This window comes from Candidatus Cryosericum septentrionale, from assembly GCF_003570995.1.
GTDB classification, from domain to species: Bacteria; Caldisericota; Caldisericia; order Cryosericales; family Cryosericaceae; genus Cryosericum; species Cryosericum septentrionale.
The window spans coordinates 68,310-89,633 of sequence record NZ_QXIY01000035.1; the positions used below are offsets into that span (position 1 = coordinate 68,310).

Consider the following 21,324-nt stretch of genomic DNA (forward strand, 5'->3'; position numbering starts at 1 on the left):
GAGTCCACCATGTATCGAGATTACGCCATCAGCGATCGCTTGTTCCACTGGCAGTCACAAAGCACCACGTCAGAGACATCGATCACAGGACAGAGGTATATCCATCAATGTGAGCGGAAATGCACTGTTCTCTTGTTCGTTCGAGAGAACAAGCAGTTACATGGAATCGGAGCACCATATTACTACTTGGGTCCTGCGACGTTCGTGGAATCTACTGGTAGTCATCCAATAAACATCGTGTGGGAGCTGCAGTATCCCATGCCTGCACGGCTGTGCATGGCCACTAAGACTCTCGTGGTTTCGGAGTAGGGAGCCGTCTGCCTGCTATAGACGGTCGACGTGCAGCTGCGCAGTGCGCTACGCAAACCCAAGGGGCTTCACTGCTGTCGGAACTGTGCTGGTCCGCTTCGTAGCGGTATAGTTCGCTAAGCCCGGACTGAGTACCCTCGACATGCGACGACAATAGGTCTTCCCGGCTGAGAAGGGGTTTAACAAGCAAGGCCGAATTCTTCGCCACATATTCGATTGCCCCGAGTCACCACAGTGACTGATCAGCCGGAGACAGCAACAGCAGCGTATCGGCACCAGGTTCAACACACGACGGCGGAATGCGGATGGAGGCCATATGCTTTGATACACTCGTGCCAATGGACGTCATACGCCCGGGCTGTCGCACATGAACATCGTTGCATCCATCCGGCCACCCCATTGTGCATGAACGTACAATTCGTTGTGCTGAAATTGTACCTTAGCTGACAAAAGTACAATTCTTATCAGGTTTGTCCTCGCCCCTTGAGTTTGCTTTCTATGAACTACACTTAATGTGAAAGGCATTTGTTGAGATTGTTCGGAGGCATTGATGGATGAACTGCTTGCCTGGTTGCTGGAAGGGCGGTCGTGGGTGCGGTAGCGGGAGCGCGTCGCAGGCCCGCAGGCATCGGCCGTCTCGTGCGTGGCGTCTAGACCATGCGCTGGAGGCGGCGACGTCCAGCTTCACGCTGACGCCGCTTACGGCGATTGCCGGGATGGCAGTATCTGCCGTGGCGTCGGCTTTCGAGACGTAGCCACTCGGTCACCTGGTGCGACCGTGCTGCCCAGGACCAGTTTGTTCGCGAGGAACGTGCTGGACTTGTGACTATTGACAGGGTCGGATATACTCAGTCAGGAGGTCGTCATGAGGGTCATCGGAACGGGCTGGACTGATATTGGATTGCAGCGTCACGTCAATGAGGACAGCTTTGCTGTCGTTCAGGAAGGCAAGGAAGTCGAGCGTCAGGGCGCCTGTTATGTCGTTTGTGATGGCCTCGGCGGAGCACAGGCAGGAGAGGTCGCTTCGCGTACGGCCGTGGAGACCTTTGTCGCGGCATGGTCCTCGCGGGAGTTGTCGGCCGAAGACACCAAACAGCGCCTGCGGCTTGCAGTCCATGAAGCGAACGCGGTCGTCTACCGTCTGTCGCTTTCGTCGGAGGAACTGGCGGGCATGGGTACGACGCTGGTGGGGTTCGTGCCGCACGCAGCACGCGCGTATATCTGTAACGTCGGTGATAGCAGGTGTTACCGCCTTCGGGGCAGTGTGCTGACCCAGCTTACGGAGGACCACACGATGGCGGCGGACATGGTACGCCAGGGACTCCTGGATCCGGCCTATGCGCGGAACGTCAGCGAACGGAACATCCTGACCAGGGCGCTCGGGACTGCGGCGAGGGTCGAGGTCGATGTCGTGTCGGACGAGCTGTGCGCTGGTGACCGGTATCTCCTTTGCTCAGACGGGCTGTGGGGTACGGTTTCCGAGTCCGACCTCAAGACCGGCCTGACAGAGGGATCTCCAGAGGAGACCGCGCACCGTCTGGTGGACCTTGCCAACGCGTGTGGAGGGCCGGACAACTGTACGGCCATCGTCATCGACGTGCAGGAAACAGGTGGCGTGGCCGGCTGAGAGGCACTTCGTCCGTTCATCTTGCGAAACCAGGAGGGCAATCTGTGAAAAGCAGATAATGTCTGTCGGGCATGATGTCCGTGGCATGGTCATGGTTGTCGCCAGGTGTTCTGCTACAATAATGGACATGTCGGCCCGGCTGGAGCGACAAACTTACCATCATGACGGCTCATTACCAGCTGACCCCAAAGGAGACGGAAATGAGTGACAGGAAAAGCCAGACGGTCGAAGAGCGTGTGGTCGCCCTGCTGAAAGCGAATCGCAAGGACCTGCGGGCATTCGTACGCGCGGTCGAAGCGCTTGTACCGCCAGACGGTGATGTGGCAGGCTTCCTGGACGAGATGGGCGCGTCGCTTGCTTCCGAGGACAGGACCATCGGCGCTTTGGAGCTCTGGGACAAGGCAGCGAAAATGTACGAGGAGCAGGCGCGTCTCGAAGAGGTTGCGGGGCTGTATGCCAACATGGGGCCGATAGCGGCGGCGACGGGGGATATCCCGCGCGGCATCAGGTTCTCCAGGAAGGCGGAGGAACTGGCGGTCCAACTGGAGCCCGACCCTGAGCTTGTCTACCACGTCTCGTCCGACCTGGGAGCCATGTACGCGGAGCTGGGAGACTGGGAGAAGGCGATGTACGAGGACAGCCGCGCTCTTGAAGTGTCGCGCGCCACGGACAACTGCGCTGGGCAGATCAATGCGCTGCTTGCTCTTGCACAGGTCAGCCTTGCCCGGCACGATCTGGTGTCTGCGCGCAGCGAAGCAATGGGGACGTTCTCACTGGCTCACTCGTGCAGTGACAGTGTGCTCGAGGCCGAGGCCATGCGGGCGGTCGGAGATGTCTCGGAGGCAGCAGGGGAGCATGAACAGGCTATCCGCCAGTATGAGCAGGGGCTGGCTTTCGAGGTGATGTCACCGGATCCCGAGATACGGGCGCAGCTCCACTTTGCCATGAGCATGGCGTGCGACGCCATGGGCGACGCGGCGAGGGCGGCACTGGAACGGAATCTGGCCGAAACGGTTGGGCTCCCGGAGGACGAGGACAGTGATAGTGACGCCTGACAAGGAGCTGTACGGCGTTCTGGGCGTAAGCCCGTCGGCGTCCCAGGAACAGATCCGCTCGCAGTATCGGGTCCTGGTGAGGAAATACCACCCGGACCTGCATCCCGGGGACGCGAGTGCGGCTCTCATGATGGAACGGGTCAACGCGGCATACGACGTTCTCGGCAGCCCCGAGGAGCGGCGGCAGTACGACGCCGAGATCATTGCGTCGTCGCAGAGCCGGGGTGAGACGGCTGCTCCTGGCAGCTATGGACAGTCTGCATATGGGAGTCCAGCAGCCGGCGCAGGCCCCCAGTCCACATGGAACCCACAGTGGGACAATGGGGCGGGGGACCCGCGTGAGCGACAGGCCGAGGCCGAGGCGATGTGGGAGGCGATGCACTCTCAGGAGCGCGCCAGAGGCGGTCCGTTCAGCGACGTGTGGGCCAACGTCCCAGACCAGCGTGCGCAGGAAGACCTGAATGGCTGGGCCGTGGCCGGGCGTGTCATCTGGCTCATTGTTCGTATCGTCTTCGGTATCCTGTTTATCGCGCTGCGCTTGCTGAACACGAGCGTGGACGATCGTGACGACTTCTTCTAGCACGTGTCTTGCACGCAGGATATGATAATGGCTCACCCCGCGGCGTGGGCCATTTCGGTCATGTTTGGGCGCGACGTTATGTCGTTGGTTCTTGTTCCAGATGGCCTCCACACACCAGGCAGTTTGGATCACGGTCGACACGGGCGCCATACCACCGAAGGATGCTCGGGTGTGTCCACTTGAACCCCATGCGCGGCCAGTTTGCATAAGCTTCTTCGCGCCGGTTTGCCCAGACGTAGAAATCCGAGGCGAGGTCTTCGTCGACCGTGCTCATCCCGGTCTCGATGCCGCGTGACAGTTCCACCAGTGCCATCTTGGTCATCATATTCGCGATGGGCGCAATGTCGGAGGACAGCCCGACCTGGATCATGGTGTTGATCTTGTCTTCCTCGACGTAGGCGGGTAATACGGCAAGAGCCTGCCGCTTCTGTGACATCTCCTCTTCGCGGCCGTCGATAAGGCCCGAGGAGAATATGCAGTTGTAGCAGGGGCCCTTCCAGGGTCGTACGCGCAGGACGTCGCCGCCTGCGGCGCGTGTGATGGCGCGCCCATACAGGGCGACCTTGTTGTTGTTGAGGGACATCTGGTTGAGGTTGAAACGACTCTGGTCATTGTCAGAGGCCACGATGAGCAGGTCAGAGGCTGCGACCGCATCCTCGACCTGGCTCAGTGACTGGTTGACGTTGACTTCCATCGTCGAGACTTCGGCAAAGGGGTTCTTTTGCAGCAGCTGGTCCCGTACCGCGAGCGTCTTGTACCGGCCGAGATCGTTCACGCCACACACATGGCGGCTGATGTTCCCCAGCTCGAGCCGGTCGAAGTCGATGAGGGTGAAATGGCCAATCCCCGCGCGGGCCAGTTCCAGAGCGATGGGAGAACCGCCGCTGCCAAGACCGACGATGACGACTTTCTTCTCGGCCAGCGCCGACGTCTCGAGGAGCCCGGTGTTGCGGGTGAACAACTCAGAGCGGCGAGGCACAAACCGTGTGTCTGCGCCGGCTATACCGTTCTCGGTCAGGATGAGTGCACGGCAGGAGGGTGAACCCCCCGCACCGGTCCCGGTTACCAAGACCACGATGGGGCGTCCGTCGGGATCGACACGCCTGCGAACCTCCGCCATGAGCTTCTCTTCGTCGACGAACCCCGCAGCGTCGGAGCGTATCGCGACACAGGGGCAGATGAACCCAGAAGGCGTGAAATAAGGCTTCTCGGTATACGCGTGGAAGACCGTCCAGTCGTCGAACCCGTAAGCAACGCCATCTACCAGGCGGACGTCTCCCGTCTGGCTGAGCAGGTCACGGGCCTGCTCTTCAAAGACGTAGACCAGCGGTGTCATGGCAGTCAGCAGGCGAAGAAGCCGTCGCGCGTCGGGTCATCCGCCGTCACAGCGTCCGGCGAGAGTTGGGGGGACTTGGCGTCGACAAGCACCAGCTCCTGTGTTCGCGGGTCGAAGACCAGCTTCTTGGTCGTCGTCTTGCCCTGTGTTATCTGTGCAAGATGGTCCAGGACGCCCTTCGAGTCTTTCTCTTCCATCGTGTTCCTCCTCGTGGTCAGGCTTCCATGTGCGGCAGGTAGTGGTCTATGGCATAGCCGCTGTCCAGATGGCCTTCATAGGCTTCGATCCAAGCCCGGATTTTCAGCAGGACTTTGGAGAATGTGATATTGGGACTCCAGTGAGAGGCGCTGTAGTGACAGATGCGTACGACGCCGTTCTCCGGTTTCAGCAGGTGCATTGGGTACGATGTCCCCAGGTCGACCAGGGAGTGCCCAAAGCGGTCTCGGAGGACGGGACTGACGATCTCGATGATAGGTACGGAGTTTGGCAGGTCGGCGGGCACGTGGAGACGGACGAGGTATTCGTTGCCCGCATTGGAGCGCAAGGTCCCCTCGATGATGGCATGACCGGGGATGATGCTGTCCTTCAGGAAGAAGGTCGGGAAGTAGCGTGACAGGACGTCCATTTCGAGATGCAGTCTCGCTGACTGCTGCGAAGACCAGCCCATGGGACTCAGCCCACTCTGTCGCGGGGGGCGTCAGACCCCGTGTGTTCCCGATTGACAAGGAACGTTGTAACCAGTTCCTCGATGTGCGTAACGACGTCGTCGCCACGGTCCATCGCTACAAAGAGGGTGCGCGGGGTTTTCCAGGACTCCTCCTGTCCTGCTGGAATGTCCACGGGCCGACATTCGACGACGGGCTTGACGACAGGGTAGGAATGTGGAAAAACGACCTCGAACGCGTAACCGTCGCGGTGGAAGGACAACGACACCCGTCCGTCCTCTCGCTGCAGGATTTCGACGTCTCGTTCGAGCGCCGACAACTCCTGGGACAGGCGGTACAGTTCGCCACGCCCTTCGGGCGTCGCCATGAACGAGGAGCTGGGGAAGGTCGGGCTGGCTGTCTGTGGCGCGGCTGCCACGAGGGCGAATGTTGTACTGGGGATGGCTTCGTAGGTTGAGGCGAGAGTGCGTGGTTCGCTGCGTGGAAATCCTTTGACGGCTTCCATGGCAGTGCGTACGGGGCTGGAACCGGGCAGGATGAGCCACGTCAACTGCTGGTGTTCTCCACCTCCCTGTGCACCGTACAGATATCCGCGCATCTCGACTCTGTCGGACTTGTCGGCAAAATTGCATATCGTGAGCAACCAGGCATTGAACCCGTTCTTGTCGAGTGCTCGCTGCATCGTGCTCGAGTCGCCTTTGGACGGTTCGGTGAGAAGGAGCCTGTGGTGCGAATGCCAGGTGCCGACATGCTGCAGACCGTGCAGGTCGCGGAGGATGCCGCCGGCAGACTTCAGGAACGAGGACTCCTGGTAGAAGGCCGCGTCGTCGTGTTCAGCAGTTTCGCCGGGTCCCAGCACATACTCGATCATCGGTGAACCCGTGTGGGTCCAGAAACCAAAAAGGTCTCCACCGGTCTCGATACTTGGATAGTCTGTGACGAAACGGGCCATGGTCTCGAGTTCGCCCTCGTAGATGAGCGCCTTGTCACCGCGTAATACCCCGGACGTCTCAGTCCGCTTGCGGGCGGAAGCCGCTATTGTGCGCCTGAACTTCTCGCTGTGGCCTCTTGCCATTGTTCCTCCCCTGAAATTTCCTCTCAGTGCTCTCTGACTGTGGAGAGTATAACACGAGATGCAAAACGGCAAGTATTCCAGTACGGCAATCGTCCCAGGTTGACAATCGCTTTGGCTCCTTCTTCATTGACCAGTGGTTGAAGGCAATGTCGAGGGCACGTTGCGGTTTGTTGTCGGGAGGTTGCCGATGACGACGCCGGCCACGATGAGGATGCCTCCCGCGAGGGCGACAAGCTTCATGTGTTCACTGAGGAGCATTAGTGCGTACAGGGCGGAGAGGACAGGTTCCAGGGAGTCAATGATGACGGCACGCTGAGCGCCGATCATGGCGATGCCCTGCACGAACAGGAACATGCCGCCTGCGGCCGATAGACCGATGCCGGCAAAGGCGAGCATAGCCGTGCGGGAGCTGAAAACAACTGGGTAGAAGACGGGCTGGCCTATGGTGAGGAGGCACAGAACTACGGCAGGTGCCACATGGTTGTACAGGCCGAGCGTGCGCGGGTCGACTCCACGGATGACGCGCTGCGAGAGCACGGCGTACAGCGCATAGGCTACCGTGCAGGCTAGCATGGTCAGGACGCCGATCCCGGAGACGCTGTGGAAGTTCGCGCCCAGCAGGAGCAGCAGGCCGACGGCGATGACCCCTACGGACGCCAGGTAGGCGCGCGTCACGCGTTCATGCAGGAAGATCCAGGCGAACAGACCGGCGAAGGCGGGGTAGCAGTGGAACAGGAACATGGCGGTCGACACGGGCAGCAGCCGGAGGGCGGTGAAGTATAGCAACGTCGGCCCGGTGACAAACACGGCCGAGAAGCCCAGGAGGACGCCGGCCTCATGCCAGTTGCGCGGAAACAGCAGGCGCCAGTTCAGGAGCCCGATGATCACGATCAGGATGATGCTGGCGAGGAGGTAGCGCTCCTTGAGCAGCTGCACAGGGCTCAGGTTGTACCGGTACGCGAACTTGGCGAGGACCGAGACGCCGCTATAGATGACGGCCGACGCGAGGGCGACCAGGATCCCGCCTTTTCGAACCTGAGGCTGACTCATGTGCGCTGCTCCTTTCGAATCATACAATAATTCATGATACTGCTGCGGATGAAGAGCGCAAGGATGCGAGGCAGGGTGCAGGTGTCACATCATCTCACCGAGGGGGTGTGTGACGTCGGGTATGTGGTGCAGGGAGTTGGGGAGATGTACACGGTGTCGAGGTTTGCGGCGTGATCGGCACTTGGGTGCTGCGCCGGCTCTCGTAGATTCTCAGGAAGACGACGCCGCCCAGGATGAGGAGACTGCCCGCGATCTGAATGTCGTTCAGGTGTTCGCCCAGCACGACGTAAGCAATTGCTGCCGTAAATGCCGGCTCGAGGGTGAGAATCAGGTTGGCGACACTCGACGGCAGATAGCCGAGACTGACATTGTACAGTCCAAAACCCGCGACGGTGGGACCTGCCGCCAGGAGGAAGAGGATGAACCAGCCCCACGCGGCTTTTCCAAGCCACAGCAGGTCCGCAGGGCGAACGGCCGCGCCGGGCAGGAACCTCCTGAGGGACAGATTGAGCAGAAGCAGGAAGCACGCTGCGAAGGCGAACGTGTACAAGAGGGTCGTCCAGGGGTTGAGACCTCGCTGAGAGGCCGAACGGCCCATCAGACTGTAACCCGCGTACCAAAGGCCCGACAGCGTTCCTGTCACGATACCTGTCAGGTTTCCCTGCCACGCGCCCGGCTCGAGAGCGCCGGAAACCAGAACGCAGCCTCCCACGCAGCCTGCAATCGTCACAACCTTGACCCATCCGAGGCGTTCCTTCAGGAGCCACCTGCCCAGAAGAGCAGTGAATGCCGCCGAGGAGTAGGCCAGAACGGTCGACACGGCTGCTCCGTTGAGCGAGACGGACAGCGTCCAAAAGGAGTTGAACATCGTCAGCATGAGGCCGTAGGCAATAAGGTAGCCCACGTGGCGTCGCTCCGTGCGCAGCAGGCGCGGACACAGGATGGCGAGTACAATCAGCATCGTGAGTGCCACGAACGAGTCTCGCCAGAAGGCCAGAACGAGCGCAGGCATGTTGTAAGTTTGTGTGAGGTAGCGGATGAAGATGGCCGTGGTCGAAAGGATGATGGCGCTTGCCACGGCGATGGGATACCCACGTGCCAAGTCCGAGCTCTCGTGTGCAGAGCGGATGGAATGTTGTTCCTGGCGAAGCGTCGTCTGCGCCTTCACGAAGCCGCGACCTCCAGGACTGGCTTGAAGAGTCCACGCTGTGCCAGATAGCCGATCTTGGCAGCACCTGCCGTGTGCGAACTGGAGGGTCCGATCATGATCGGTCCCATGACGTCGAAAATGGCCATGTGTGCCTCCTGATGTCACTCCAAGTATAGGATGGAGGGGGTCGTGTCAAGCCGACAGATGTGGTGAGGAGCGCTGTTGTCGAGCTGCCGTATCCGCAATATACTATTAAAAAGGGGATTGTTCCTGACCCCGGAACGGGAGGAGTCACGATGACGACTTGCAAGAAGCAAAAGGTTGGTCTGGCTCTCAGTGCGAGTGGGGTCCCTGGGTATGCGCACATAGGCGTGCTGCGGGCGCTGGAAGACCTGCACGTCCAGATTGACTTGCTTTCGGGCGCTTCGATGGGCGCGGTGGTAGCCGTGTTCAACGCAGCGGGCCTCGACTCGGCAGCCCTGGAAGCCCTCAGCGTCAAGCACGCCGCCCAAGTGGCCATGCTGCTCGCGTCTGTCATTTCCGTGGGTGGCCTGACGACGCCCTTGCGTCTGCGCGCCCCTCTCCGCAAGGCACTCCCGGTGACAGTTTTCGAGGCTCTCCAGAAACCGGTCTGCATCGCTGCGACCGACGCGCAGACCGGCAGAGCAATTGTTTTCGACAGTGGGGACATCTGGGGTCCGTTGTCCGGGAGCTTCTGCCTGCCAGGCGTGTTTCCGGTTGCCGAGTTCGGCGGCCAGTATTTGCTGGATGGCGACATGTCGCTGCCGGTTCCTGTGACGGAGCTGCGGAAGCGGGGCGCCACGAGGGTCATCGCGGTGTCACTGTACGATCCGCTTCAGCAAGAAGAGTACAAGCCCAGCCTCAACGTCCCCAAAGTGCTCGAGCGTTCGCTCAACCTGATGCTCAACAACATCGCAGGGCCGGAGCTCGAGAAGGCTGACCTGGTCATCCAGCCTGATCTAAAAGGCTGTGAACCTTCGAACGTCCACGAGTATGTCGTGCGAGGATATGATGCCGCCATGAGCAGAAAGGCGGAGATTGAGGCCCTGCTTGCCTGACGTCCAGGGGGTTCTCGGCGCACTGCAGCAGCGGACAGCGGAGTGGGCTTCCAGGGCCGTGACCGCCGTCTGGAATGCATTCATGCCATTCGTTCCTTCTCTGGCGGCAACTGCCGTACTTCTTGTTCTAATAGCAGTGGCCGGCATCGTCATCCGGATGCGTCGCGACCGAGTGTTTCACGGAGCAACGCTGAGTTCCATCGACGCCATGGACGGTACGCAGTTCGAGGAGTTCCTGGCAGTGCTGTTTGTCCATCTGGGCTACCGCGTCCAGCATGTTGGCATGAGTCATGACTTCGGGGCCGACTTGGTGCTGACGTCGCCTCGTAAGCGCATCGTCGTGCAGGCAAAGAGGTACAGCGGGAATGTCGGCATCGGCGCCGTGCAGGAGGCTCTGGGAGCCGTGCACTATTACCGTGGCACGCGTGGTATGGTCGTCGCGAGCAGCGGGTTCACGGAATCAGCCCGAGAGCTGGCGACAAGGTCGGGGATCGAACTGTGGGATAGACAACGGCTTGCAGCCGCTATGGCGAGGACGGTGACCAGAGGCCGTGAAGTCGGGCAGAAACCTGTCTACACTAAACATGAGGAGTGAGCCATGAAGATAGCGACATGGAACGTGAACTCGGTGCGCGCTCGTCTGCCTGTTGTTCAGAAGTGGCTGCAGGAGTCACAGGTGGATGTTCTCGCCATGCAGGAGACCAAAACGGTCGACGAGACATTCCCTGTTGCAGAGTTCGAGATACTGGGATATCAGGTCGCAATGTCCGGCCAGAAGACCTACAACGGCGTTGCCATTGTGTCCAGACTACCCATTTCCGGGGTCGTCAAGGGCTGGGCCGGCAATGATCCGAGCCGGATTCTGGCAGTGGACGTTGGTGACGTCACGCTGATCGACGGGTATCTGCCACATGGTGGCGAACGCGGCGACGAGGCATTTCTGCACAAACTTCAGTTCTTCCGGGAATTTCGGACCTATCTGGACACAACGTATGCCAGAGACCATCACCTGCTCTTCATGGGCGATTTCAACGTGGCCAGGGATCCCCAGGACGTCTGGGCTCCCGAGGAGATGCAGGACGCCATCGGCTTCATGCAGGAAGAGCGTGAAGCGCTCGAGAATCTACGCGGGTGGGGTTTCGTCGACCTGTTCCGCAAATTCCACAGTGAGCAGCAGTTTACCTGGTGGGACTATCGCATGAACATGTTCAAGCGCCGCATGGGCATGCGCATCGACTATGCCTGGGGTTCGGAGGCGCTGTCCGTGCGCGTCGCCGACTGCATGGTCGATGTCGAGCCGAGGCGCTGGGAGAAGCCGTCAGATCACACTCCCGTCGTTGTCACGATCTCGTGATTGCGGGGCGGCCGCACGATGTTCGCCAATCAGGAGGGTATGATGAATGCGGGAGTACTTGACGAGAGTCTGCGCGGAATCCTGGACGCTGTTTCGGACGGCGTATACGTGACGACCGGGGAGCGCAAGATCGTCTTCTGGAGCAAGGGGGCGGAACGCATTACCGGCTATTCGTCTGACGAAGTTCTGAACAGGCACTGCTACGACAACATCCTGATTGATACCGACGTCCTCGGCAAGAACCTGTGTTTTGACGGGTGCCCGTTGCAGAAATGCATCGAGACCGGCGAGCGGCAGGAGGCCAAGGAAGTTTTCCTCAAGCGGAAGGACGGAGAGCGATTGGCCGTCTACGTCAAGGCGTCGGTCCTGCAGGTCGGAGAAGAACGGTACGGCGTGGAGGTATTCGGCGAACTCCAGTCGGTGGCTGGAAGCGCTCTTGCAGAGCGGCTGAAGCAGCTTTCTGACGCGTCGATCGTCGATCAGTTGACCGGTCTCTACAATCGGCGCTACATCGACACGATCCTGGACCAGCAATACGGGCTGTTCAAGCGGCATTTTCAGCGGTTTGGTCTTGTCATGATCGATGTCGACAAATTCAAGAACATCAACGACAGCTTTGGACATGTGGCAGGAGACGAAGCACTGAAGTTTGTCGCCTCTGTTGTGCAGCGCTCGATGCGCTCGATGGATTTCCTCGCCCGTTTTGGCGACGACGAGTTCATCATCGTGTGTCCGCTTATCGAACTTGAGGGAGTTGAGAAGCTCAGCCAACGGATCGTAGGGCTCGTCCATCACTCGGTCCTGTCATCGCCGGAGAGCCAGACGAATGTTATCGAGGTCTCCGTTTCGGTCGGAGGGTCGATGGTGGACTACAAGGATAAGTCAGGTACCGACGTCATCGCACGGGCGGAAGAAGCGTTGTCCCGGGTCAAGCGGGACGGGGGCGATTGGTACGCTTTGGGCTAGAGCCGTTTTCTGAACGTTTCATTGCGAAGGGCCGGACGTAACGTCCGGCCCTTCGCTTCGGCATGATCTATGTCTATCTCTGAGGTCTAGTACGAGCCGAGATACTCTCTCTGCTCTTCGGTCAGCGTGTCGATGGACAGGCCACGGGATGCAAGGAATGCTCTCGACGCCATGTCGTCGATCGTCTCTGGTACATTAATGAGTTCATTGGGCAATGACTCCTGGTGTCTGACCAGGTACTCAGCCGACAACGCCTGCAACGCGAATGTCAGGTCCATGATCTCGATGGGGTGCCCGTCGGCGCATGCCAGGTTGACAAGGCGCCCCTCGCCCAAGACATAGAAGTGCTTGCCATCGCAAGCATACTCCTCGATGTTGTGGCGGACTTCGTGGTGCTGAGGGTCCTTGTTCCGCAAGTGTTGAACGTCGACTTCGACATCGAAGTGCCCAGCGTTGCACAGGATGACACCGTCCTTCATGACGGCGAAATGCTCCTTGGTGATGACCTTATCGTCGCCCGTGCAAGTAATGAAGATCTCACCGACTCTGGCGGCCTCGAGCATGGGCATGACCTGGTAGCCTTCCATGTGGGCTTCGACGGCCTTGACAGGATCGACTTCCGTGACGATGACCTGGGCGCCGAGGCCTCTGGCACGCATGGTTACACCCTTGCCGACCCATCCGTACCCGGCAACGACCACGACCCTGCCGGCGATGTTCATGTTGGTCGTCCGAAGAATGCCGTCCCAGGCGGACTGTCCCGTGCCGAAACGGTTGTCGAAGAGGTGCTTGCACAAGCCTTCGTTGACCCCGATGACTGGGAACGACAGCTTGCCCGCGTGGGCCAGCGCACGGTCACGGGTGACTCCAGTCGTGGTTTCTTCGCATGCTCCCACAATGGCGGGCAGCAGTTCTGGATGCTCGAAGTGAACGGCGTTCACGAGGTCCCCGCCGTCATCGATCAGCAGGTTGGGCTTGGTGGCCAGGACGTTGCTGAAGTACTCCTTGTACTCAGCCGGCGTCTCGCCGCGTTTGGCAAAGACCGTGACTCCACGTTCTGCAAGTGCCTGAGCCACGTCGTCCTGCGTGGTGATGGGGTTGGACGCCGTAATGGCGACCTTGGCGCCGCCACGCAGCATCACGCAGGCCAGGTTGGCTGTCTTGGCCTCCAGGTGGAGAGCGATGACGACATTGAGCCCGGCAAAGGGCTGTTCCTTCTCGAAGCGCTCGGCAACTGATGACAGGATCGGCATGTGACGGATCGCCCACTGCATTTTCTGTTCACCCGACTGACTGCTCATAACTCACCTCCATGGGAGTAGTGAAAAGGCCACCGGAGGACAATGCCCCCACGGCAGCCGGCGTAAGGATCGACTAGCGCTGTTCCTTGTAGTACGGGAGGCCGTCTGCCGCGGGAGCGATAGACTTGCCGACGAAGCCTGCAAGGACAGCTAGCGTAAGGACGTAGGGCAGAATAAGTGTGAGCCCGGGCGCCAGCTTGGGAGCGATACCCGTGACGGCGATGATGGACTGCACGATCTGGCCCGTTCCAAACAGGAGTGCCGCCCCAAGAGCGCCGAATGGGGTCCACTTGCCAAAGATCATGGCGGCCAGGCCAATGAACCCGACACCGTTGGGCATGGAGTCGCTAAACCCCGAAAATGAGCTAATGGACAGCGTTGCACCGCCAATGCCTGCGAGCGCAGCCCCTACGATGACAGCGAACCAGCGAATGCGGAAAACGTTGATACCGAGTGTCGTTGCTGCCTTAGGATTCTCACCGCAGGTACGGATGCGCAGGCCGAGGACCGTGTGATACAGGAGTACGTGCATGAGGACCGTACAGATGAAGCCAAACCATATCATGAACGACAGGTTGGAGAAGGCGCCCAGAAGGGGTATTTTGGCAAGGAAAGGGAGATGCACGCGGTAGGCCTGGGCTCCAAAGTAGTTCTGGATCTGTGGCGAGTACCCGGTCGTGCTGAAGACGTATTCCAGCAAGTACGTCATGAGGCCGACGGCGATGACGTTGATGGCTACTCCGGAGACGGTCTGGTCGCCATTCCACCTGATAGTGATGAAGGCGTGGAGCGCTCCCACCAGGCAGCCGATGGCGATGCCGAACAGCAGGCCGATCCAGGGGGAGTGAGAGAAAAATGCGCCGAGCAGCCCGAAGAAGGCGCCGAAACGCATGATGCCGTCCAAACCAATGTTGACGACGCCTGCGCTTTCACTGAGGACGCCGCAGAGCGCGGCAAACAGGATCGGCATGGTGTAGTCCAGCATCTGAGCAATCGTGAGGTTGATCTGTATGATGCTCATGCTGCGGCCTCCTGGTCTGCTGGCGGGTCCCTACGGGCGTGGCGGTGCTGGATGATCTTGACCAGGTAGTACCGCACGGCAACCTGCATGGCGATGAAGCCGACGGCCATGCCCTCGATGATATCGGAGAATGTCTTGGGGATGTTGGCGACTTGCATGGACGTGGCTCCGGTGCGCAGCGCGCCGATGAACAGCCCTGCCAGCACGACACCCAGGGGTTCGCTCTGGCCGATCAATGCAATGGCGATGCCAGTCCAGCCGTATCCCATGATCGCGGTGTTGGGGAACTGGTACTGCATACCTAGGATGAAGAAGGTGCCACCAAGCGCCGCAAGGGCTCCGGAGAAGAACATGAGCTGCAGGATGCGGCGGCTGATGTTGATACCCTGCGCACGTGGGGCTTCCATGCCAATGTTGGCGGTGTAGCCGATGGCGCGGATCTCGTAGCCGACCGTCGTCTTATAGAGGAGGAACCATGTGGCATACGCCGCGAGCAACACCAGCAGGATACTGGTGTTGAGGCGTGTTGGCATCATGATCCTCCACAGCTTGGCTGTGTCAGCCACATAGAAGGTGCCAGAAGTGAACGTCTGAGAGGGAGGCGTCATGGGCCCGATCACCAGCCAGCTTGTGATTAGGAACCAGGCGATCCAGTTGAGCATGATTGTGCCGATGACGATGTTGACGCCGCGCTTGACATAGAGATAGCCGGCGACTGCCGCCCATGCGCCGCCCGCAAGCATGCCCATGATGACGCAGATGGCTCCATGCAGGAGTTGCGCTATCCAGCCAAAGCTCCCGAGGGCGGCGTACATAGCCCCAAAGGTATGTGCCACGGGAGCCCAGTATCCGAAGAAGGTTGCTACGATGGCGCCTACCCAGAATTGGCCCTCAGCGCCGATGTTGAACAGGCCACCCTTGAATGCCAGTGCGACCGAAAGACCTGTCGCAATGTACATGGCGCTCTTGATGAGCAGTTCGGCGAACTCGCGCCGCCATGCTGGTCCACCGGGGATGAGTCCCGAATCGCCAAACAGGAGCCCGTATGCCTGAAAGGGATTTCGCCCGGAGGCGGCTATGACAATCATGCCGAAGATCAGAGCCAGGCCCACGGAGATGAGAGGGACCCAGACGTTCAGAGGGTCTCTCCGATTGTGTCCCTGGTTGTCGATGCCGAAGAGTTTGAGGAACTTGGTGGTGAAATTGCTTTCGCTCACGATTGCACCTTCTTGTCGATACCGACGCCGAGCATCAGAAGACCCAGGGCCTCCTCGGTCGTCTTGTCCGGGGTTGTCTCTCCGACGATGCGGCCTTCAAACATGACCAGAATGCGGTCGGACAGGCCGAGGATCTCAGAGAGTTCGAGTGAGATGAGCAGAATGGCCTTGCCAGCCTTCTTCTCCTCAAGCAACTTGCGATAGACGAATTCGGTGGCGCCAACGTCCAAGCCGCGTGTAGGCTGCGAAGCGATCAGGAAGTTGTGCGGCAGCGACAGCTCACGGGCCAGGATGAGCTTCTGCTGATTGCCACCGGAGAGTGATCCTGCCGTGTCATAGACATCGCCAGGGCGGATGTCATATTCCTTGACCTTCCCTTCGGCAAACTCCCCGACCTTGTCGTAGTCCATCCTGATGCCCTTACTGAACGGTCTGCCCAGGTGCTGACCCATGACGGAGTTCTCGCGTACCGTGTATGGCATGACAAGACCTCTGCGCCCACGGTCTTCGGTGATGTAGCTCATTCCTTCCTTGCGCAGTTGCGCCGTGGTGACCATGCGCATGTTCTTTCCGTTGAGTTCCATCGAACCCGAGACCGGATGCGAGAAACCGATCATGGCGTTGACCAGTTCGTCCTGGCCGTTCCCCTGGACGCCCGCAATGCCGACGATCTCTCCGCCGTGGACCTCAAGGCTCATGCCTTTGACGGCTTCGTATCCACGCTTGTTTCTGACGTGCAGATCGTGACACGCAAATGCCACTGCTCCCACTTCCACATCGACCTTGGGAATCTCGAGGACGACGTTGCGGCCGACCATCATGCGAGCCAGTTCCTCTTCGTTCGTGTCCTTCTTGTTCACGATGCCCTGCAGCTTGCCGCGACGCAGGACCGCTATGCGATCGGCGATCTCCATGACCTCTTTCAGCTTGTGACTGATGAACAGGATGGTCTTTCCCTCTGCCTGCAGCTTACGCATGGTCACGAACAGTTCGACAGTCTCCTCAGGCGTCAAAACGGCCGTGGGCTCATCGAAAATGAGGATCTCGGCACCTCTGCGCAGCACCTTGAGAATTTCGATACGCTGCTGGACGCCGACGGGCAGGTCGCCCGCAAGAGCTGTGGCATCCACGGTCAGCGAGACGCGCTCCGAGAGCTCCCGGACTTCGCGCACTGCCCTGCCATAGTCAAAGAAGATTCCCTTGTGCGGCTCATCGCCGATGACGATATTCTGGGTGACGGTGAACCTTGGAATCAGCATGAATTCCTGGTGCACCATGCCCATCCGGAGCTTGATTGCGTCCTCGACCGAACGGATCTTGACTTCGTTCTCGTTGACCAGGAGATCTCCGCCCGATGGTGTGTAGATGCCGTAGATGATGTTCATCAGAGTACTCTTGCCCGCACCGTTTTCGCCGACGATGGCAAAAATCTCTCCCTTTTCGACTGAGAACGAGATGTTGTCATTCGCAAGGTTTCCGGGGAACATCTTGGAGATGCTGCGTACTTCCAGTGCTTTCATGGCCTCACTCCCTTACAGCGGCGAAGAGGGCAGATGCTGCACCCCCCTGGCGCCAGAATCTTCCTGTCACGGGCTGACAACTCACCATGACAGGAAGTTGGGACCGTCCAGGCCGTGACTGCCCTGGGGTCGATGGAACTACAGTGCTATTGACGATAGTACTGTGCAGGCTCTGCATCTGTACTGCCAGTCTGGATGACACGACTCGTGTGGCGTTGTCGCATACGTTCCCGCCGTCAGGCCGGTCCTCTCGCAACCCGTCGACACGGCGACTGCGGGAGCTACGACCAAGGGACCCGGGAACATTTTTCTGACCCATTTTTCTCCTCTGCAGGATTGGTTGCCACGTAGCTATTATATACTAAACGGCCTCAAAGCAAGAAGGCGCAAAGCCCTTTACAGACTTGCGATTGAGCTGCTGCAGGGGACTTTGCGCCTTCGTGGGCAGGGTGCTCTGATGAGGTTCGTGAGTTGCTTCGCTTGTGTCAGTCGCCCAGCAGGTCCCGGTGTTCGCGCTGTCCGAGATGCCAGTGGTACAACCAGACGGGAGTCCCGACGAGGATGGCGACGATGTTCCTGATAAGGCTTTGGATCGCGTACGTATTGTTCAACGAGACGGGACCAGCGGTGTTGGGTTGTACGGGGGTCGTCACCGGACTCAGCGACATGAAGAGCGCCCGATAGACATCGGGGGCGATGTTGATGAGGTTGAACATGACGATGAACAGTCCAATGGCGGATAGCAGATAGATGTAGAGCCTTCTGATGAGATCCCGGCGAACCTCCGGCTGTGGCGTCGCGGTGGCTACGACGGGTTCGCTCGTCACTGCAGGAGTGGTTGTCGCAAATGTTGGCGCGTGCTGACGTGATTCCTGGATGATGCCCCAGTGGTACAGCCAGACCGGCACGCCGACTGCCACTGCGGAGGCGAAGGTCAGCAGTGAGGCCAGTTCGTTCTGCATGCTGTCCGATGTGATCAGACGGAAGACATACATGTTGAGGACATTGGTGATTGCTCCGATAAGCCCGGTAAGAGCCATGACGATCCCGACCACTGTGACGAGATACAAGTAGATGATGCGAACGACGTTGCGTTGTTTCATGGACACCTCCTGAGGCACACGGTGAGGTCGATCGCTGAGGGGCTGGGTACCAGGAGTTGAGCCAGACAGTTCCAGCCGATCCTAGTGCCCAGTTGCATGCCTTGCGGCATCCCTCAGCGACATACTAGAGGAAGTCCTGCCGTAATGCAAGAATTGTGAGCATGTAGGGTATCATGATGAGGAGACCGGCCGCCGGGCTCGGCGTTGCAGATGCCGGCGTCATACAACGGTGTTGGCCTCTCCAACGGTTGTGGTATGATAAATATATGATATCTATCGGTCGGGTCAGGGAGCAGGATGCGTCGTGATTGAACTGGAACAGAAGGACTTCGAAGAACTCGTGCTCGTCGCTCTTGTCACGCTTCCTGACCAGTTTAGGACGGCACTCAAGAACATCGACGTCGTCGTCGAGGATTTCCCCCCGATGGATGTTTTGAAGCGTACCGGAGTTGCCAACGGCTACGGTCTGCTGGGGTTGTACCAGGGGGTTCCGCTCAGGGACCGAGGGCCGCACTACAGTGGCACTCTGCCCGACAAGATCAGCGTGTTCAAGGTCCCTCTCGAGTCCTCGGTCGATACGGTCGACGAGCTGATGCCTCTTGTCCAGCACGTGGTCCTGCATGAACTGGGTCACTACTTCGGCCTCAGCGACGAGGAGATGCGCGAGAGTAGAGGAGACTTGCACTAACGTGAGGATTACAGTGGGCGCACTGCGTGCCACTCTTCCTATCTCGTAACAGGAGAGGTGTACATGGAAATTCGAAGGATTGCGGTGTTTGGTGCGGGCGTCATGGGAGCGGGAATTGCTCAGGACGCAGCAGCGCACGGTCTCGAAGTGGTGCTCGTCGACCAAACGGAGGACGGACTGACGCACGCCCGCCAGAGCATCGAGAACAGTCTCAATCTCGAACTCCAGCGATGGGGTATCACGGGATCGGAGAAGAAGGTCCTGCTTTCTCACATCAAGTTCACGTTGAATCGCAGTGACGTGGGCAGCGTCGACCTTGTCATCGAGGCCATTCCGGATGATCTTGCGGCCAAGCAGGAGCTGTTTGCCCAGCTTGAGGCCCAGTTTGAACAGATGTGCCCCGGTGAGGTCACCTACGTCAGCAACACTGCTATCTTGCCCATCACTGACATCGCGCTGAAGATGGTCAACAAGGACCGTCTCGTAGGCATGCACTTCCTTGCGCCCGTTCCGGCGATCAAGCTGGTCGAGATGGTGCGAGGCGTCCACACGTCTCAGGCGGCCGTCGACCGTGCGAAGGAACTGGCACGCCGCATGGGCAAGACCCCCGTCGACGTGCTCGAAAACCCAGGCTACATCACGGCGCGCCTTGTCGTGCCCCTTATCAACGAAGCCATCATGCTCTACCAGGAAGGAACGGCCAGCAAGGAGGACATCGATGTCGCCATGCGCCTTGGTTTCGGTTTCAACAAGGGCCCGTTTGCCCTTGCCGACCAGATCGGGCTGGATATCGTCCTCGGGTGGTCGGAGCACCTCTTCCGCGAGCTTGGCGAGACTCGATATCGTCCACAGGCGCTTGTCCGGAACTTGGCTCGACGTGGGCACCTGGGAGTGAAGACGGGCAAGGGCTTCTACAGCTATGAGACTCCTGTCGACAACGCGGAGGAGAAGATATGAAGGTTCTGATCCTGAACTGTGGCAGCTCTTCTATCAAGTACAAGCTGTACGACGATGACCAGCAGCTGGCCGAAGGCCTGCTGGAGAAGATCGGCACTGCCGAGGCGCAGCTCGGTCACACGGTTGCCGGACGGAAGAAGGTCGTCTCTGTCCACGAGATCCTTGAGCACCAGGCTGGCATCGAGCTCATCTTGAAAGCTCTGGTTGACCCGGAAAAAGGTGTCCTCACGAGCATTGAGGACATTCAGGCTGTCGGGCACCGCGTGGTCCATGGTGCCGAGTCGTTCTCGGAATCGACGCTGATTACCCCCGAGGTGGTGGCTAAGATCGAGGAGTGCATTGACATCGCACCTCTCCACAATCCGCCGAACCTTGCGGGCATCTACGCCATCTCGCACCTGTTGCCCAAGGTTCCCCAGGTCGCCGTCTTCGACACTGCATTCCATCAGACGATGCCGGACAAAGCGTTCATGTATGCGATCCCTTACGTTTTCTACGCCCGGAACCATATCCGCAAATACGGTTTTCACGGTATCAGCCACTACTATGTTTCGCATGAGGCTGCCGCAATGCTGGGAAGGGCCGTCGATGAACTCAAGCTTATCACGTGTCATCTGGGCAATGGCTCTTCCGTTACTGCTGTCGATCACGGCAGATCCGTCGATACGTCCATGGGGTTCACTCCTCTCGAAGGGCTACCCATGGGGACGCGCTGCGGAGACATCGATCCTGCCGTCCCCCTCTATATCATGGGGAAGGAAGAACTGAACCTTCAGCAGATCAATGCTCTACTCAACAAGCACTCAGGCGTTCTGGGCATTTCGGGCGTCAGCAATGACTTCCGCACTCTTGAGGAAGAGTCTGACAAGGGCGACAAGCGTGCAACCCTGGCACTGGAAGTATTCTGTTACAGGCTCAAGAAGTATATTGGCTCGTACATAGCGGCCATGAACGGGGCCGATGCGATCGTGTTCACGGGGGGCATAGGTGAGAACAGCGATGCCGTTCGTGAAATGGTCGTCAAGGACATGGAATTCCTGGGCGTGGAACTCGATGCTGACAAGAATCGCGCCAAGAAGGGCGGTGTGGCGGCAGACATCAGCAAGCCGTCTTCGCGCATCAAGGTTCTGGTCATCCCGACCAACGAGGAATTGGTCATTGCACGGGACACCCGTCGGATAGCGGCTGCAAACTAAACATTCATCGTCAGTTTGTGTGCGAGAAGCCTACAGTGCGACAGCGCTGTGGGCTTTCTCTCTATCTTGTGATTG

23 protein-coding genes and 1 pseudogene are annotated in these 21,324 nt (G+C 59.2%); 11 read left to right on the forward strand and 13 right to left on the reverse strand.

Annotated features, from left to right (window positions below; genetic code table 11):
• Positions 1-309 (forward strand): DUF3427 domain-containing protein (locus SMC1_RS08235; RefSeq protein ID WP_119086300.1); only part of this gene is annotated, 309 nt, incomplete at its 5' end.
• Here SMC1_RS08235 and SMC1_RS11300 read toward each other — a convergent pair.
• Positions 284-517: a Fic/DOC family N-terminal domain-containing protein gene (locus tag SMC1_RS11300; RefSeq protein ID WP_165849357.1), complete on the reverse strand. Its 234-nt coding sequence runs from the start codon at positions 515-517 to the stop codon at positions 284-286. The two genes, SMC1_RS08235 and SMC1_RS11300, sit on opposite strands and share 26 nt — an antisense overlap.
• 657 nt (positions 518-1,174) lie before the next feature.
• On the opposite strand from SMC1_RS11300, the gene SMC1_RS08245 reads away from it, so the two are divergent.
• The 3 genes from SMC1_RS08245 to SMC1_RS08255 all read left to right on the forward strand — a co-directional run bounded on the left by SMC1_RS08245 (position 1,175) and on the right by SMC1_RS08255 (position 3,571).
• A complete protein-coding gene (locus SMC1_RS08245) occupies positions 1,175-1,936 on the forward strand; it encodes a Stp1/IreP family PP2C-type Ser/Thr phosphatase (protein ID WP_119086302.1) in 762 nt (253 codons plus the stop codon).
• 200 nt (positions 1,937-2,136) lie between these two features.
• Positions 2,137-2,991, forward strand: a complete 855-nt coding sequence (locus SMC1_RS10365) for a hypothetical protein (protein ID WP_126855198.1) — start codon at positions 2,137-2,139, stop codon at positions 2,989-2,991.
• Positions 2,981-3,571: a J domain-containing protein gene (locus SMC1_RS08255; RefSeq protein ID WP_165849358.1), complete on the forward strand. Its 591-nt coding sequence runs from the start codon at positions 2,981-2,983 to the stop codon at positions 3,569-3,571. Before SMC1_RS10365 ends, SMC1_RS08255 begins: the two co-directional genes overlap by 11 nt.
• A 76-nt stretch (positions 3,572-3,647) precedes the next feature.
• Here the strand turns inward: SMC1_RS08255 and SMC1_RS08260 are convergent, their stop codons facing one another.
• The 7 genes and pseudogenes from SMC1_RS08260 to SMC1_RS11140 all read right to left on the reverse strand — a co-directional run.
• A complete protein-coding gene (locus SMC1_RS08260; protein WP_119086305.1) occupies positions 3,648-4,907 on the reverse strand; it encodes a ThiF family adenylyltransferase in 1,260 nt (419 codons plus the stop codon).
• Between the two features lie 5 nt (positions 4,908-4,912).
• Positions 4,913-5,104: a hypothetical protein gene (locus tag SMC1_RS08265; protein ID WP_119086306.1), complete on the reverse strand. Its 192-nt coding sequence runs from the start codon at positions 5,102-5,104 to the stop codon at positions 4,913-4,915.
• Positions 5,105-5,121: 17 nt separating this feature from the next.
• Positions 5,122-5,532, reverse strand: a complete 411-nt coding sequence (locus SMC1_RS08270; protein ID WP_165849359.1) for a hypothetical protein — start codon at positions 5,530-5,532, stop codon at positions 5,122-5,124.
• Between the two features lie 47 nt (positions 5,533-5,579).
• Positions 5,580-6,647, reverse strand: a complete 1,068-nt coding sequence (locus tag SMC1_RS08275; protein ID WP_119086308.1) for a hypothetical protein — start codon at positions 6,645-6,647, stop codon at positions 5,580-5,582.
• Between the two features lie 123 nt (positions 6,648-6,770).
• Complete coding sequence (locus SMC1_RS08280) at positions 6,771-7,697, reverse strand: DMT family transporter (protein ID WP_119086309.1); 927 nt, start codon at positions 7,695-7,697, stop codon at positions 6,771-6,773.
• 94 nt (positions 7,698-7,791) lie between these two features.
• On the reverse strand, positions 7,792-8,865 hold the full coding sequence (locus SMC1_RS08285) for a DMT family transporter (RefSeq protein WP_119086310.1): 1,074 nt from the start codon (positions 8,863-8,865) through the stop codon (positions 7,792-7,794).
• Between the two features lie 35 nt (positions 8,866-8,900).
• Positions 8,901-8,993: pseudogene (locus SMC1_RS11140) on the reverse strand (L-serine ammonia-lyase, iron-sulfur-dependent, subunit beta); the annotation flags it as partial.
• Positions 8,994-9,143: 150 nt separating this feature from the next.
• Between SMC1_RS11140 and SMC1_RS08295 the strand changes: the two are divergent.
• From SMC1_RS08295 to SMC1_RS08310, 4 genes are read left to right on the forward strand one after another with little or no spacing between them, the layout of a single operon-like run.
• Positions 9,144-9,926: a patatin-like phospholipase family protein gene (locus SMC1_RS08295; RefSeq protein ID WP_119086311.1), complete on the forward strand. Its 783-nt coding sequence runs from the start codon at positions 9,144-9,146 to the stop codon at positions 9,924-9,926.
• Positions 9,919-10,521 (forward strand): restriction endonuclease, encoded by a 603-nt coding sequence (locus tag SMC1_RS08300; RefSeq protein WP_119086312.1) that lies wholly within the window; start codon positions 9,919-9,921, stop codon positions 10,519-10,521. The genes SMC1_RS08295 and SMC1_RS08300 overlap by 8 nt, the downstream gene beginning before the upstream one ends.
• Before the next feature lie 3 nt (positions 10,522-10,524).
• Complete coding sequence (gene xth, locus SMC1_RS08305; RefSeq protein ID WP_119086313.1) at positions 10,525-11,280, forward strand: exodeoxyribonuclease III; 756 nt, start codon at positions 10,525-10,527, stop codon at positions 11,278-11,280.
• Positions 11,281-11,322: 42 nt separating this feature from the next.
• A complete protein-coding gene (locus SMC1_RS08310; RefSeq protein ID WP_165849360.1) occupies positions 11,323-12,246 on the forward strand; it encodes a diguanylate cyclase in 924 nt (307 codons plus the stop codon).
• An 86-nt stretch (positions 12,247-12,332) separates the two neighbouring features.
• On the opposite strand, the gene SMC1_RS08315 is transcribed toward SMC1_RS08310, so the two are convergent.
• The 5 genes from SMC1_RS08315 to SMC1_RS08335 form a co-directional block, all read right to left on the reverse strand.
• A complete protein-coding gene (locus SMC1_RS08315; protein WP_119086315.1) occupies positions 12,333-13,547 on the reverse strand; it encodes an adenosylhomocysteinase in 1,215 nt (404 codons plus the stop codon).
• A gap of 73 nt (positions 13,548-13,620) precedes the next feature.
• Positions 13,621-14,568, reverse strand: a complete 948-nt coding sequence (locus SMC1_RS08320) for an ABC transporter permease (protein WP_119086316.1) — start codon at positions 14,566-14,568, stop codon at positions 13,621-13,623.
• Positions 14,565-15,785, reverse strand: coding sequence for an ABC transporter permease (locus tag SMC1_RS08325; protein ID WP_207799370.1), 1,221 nt, complete (start codon positions 15,783-15,785; stop codon positions 14,565-14,567). The genes SMC1_RS08320 and SMC1_RS08325 overlap by 4 nt, the downstream gene beginning before the upstream one ends.
• Entirely contained in the window at positions 15,782-17,305 is a 1,524-nt protein-coding gene (locus SMC1_RS08330) for an ABC transporter ATP-binding protein (protein WP_119086317.1), read from the reverse strand. Before SMC1_RS08330 ends, SMC1_RS08325 begins: the two co-directional genes overlap by 4 nt.
• Before the next feature lie 485 nt (positions 17,306-17,790).
• The gene (locus SMC1_RS08335) at positions 17,791-18,408 is read right to left on the reverse strand and encodes a DUF5671 domain-containing protein (protein WP_119086318.1); all 618 of its coding nucleotides are present in this window, start codon (positions 18,406-18,408) and stop codon (positions 17,791-17,793) included.
• Positions 18,409-18,712: 304 nt separating this feature from the next.
• Here SMC1_RS08335 and SMC1_RS08340 point away from each other — a divergent pair, with 304 nt between their 5' ends.
• The 3 genes from SMC1_RS08340 (at position 18,713) to SMC1_RS08350 (ending at position 21,249) form a co-directional block, all read left to right on the forward strand.
• Entirely contained in the window at positions 18,713-19,096 is a 384-nt protein-coding gene (locus SMC1_RS08340; protein WP_119086319.1) for a metallopeptidase family protein, read from the forward strand.
• Positions 19,097-19,159: 63 nt separating this feature from the next.
• A complete protein-coding gene (locus tag SMC1_RS08345; protein ID WP_119086320.1) occupies positions 19,160-20,053 on the forward strand; it encodes a 3-hydroxyacyl-CoA dehydrogenase family protein in 894 nt (297 codons plus the stop codon).
• On the forward strand, positions 20,050-21,249 hold the full coding sequence (locus tag SMC1_RS08350; protein ID WP_119086321.1) for an acetate kinase: 1,200 nt from the start codon (positions 20,050-20,052) through the stop codon (positions 21,247-21,249). Before SMC1_RS08345 ends, SMC1_RS08350 begins: the two co-directional genes overlap by 4 nt.
• The last annotated feature ends 75 nt before the right edge of the window (positions 21,250-21,324 follow it).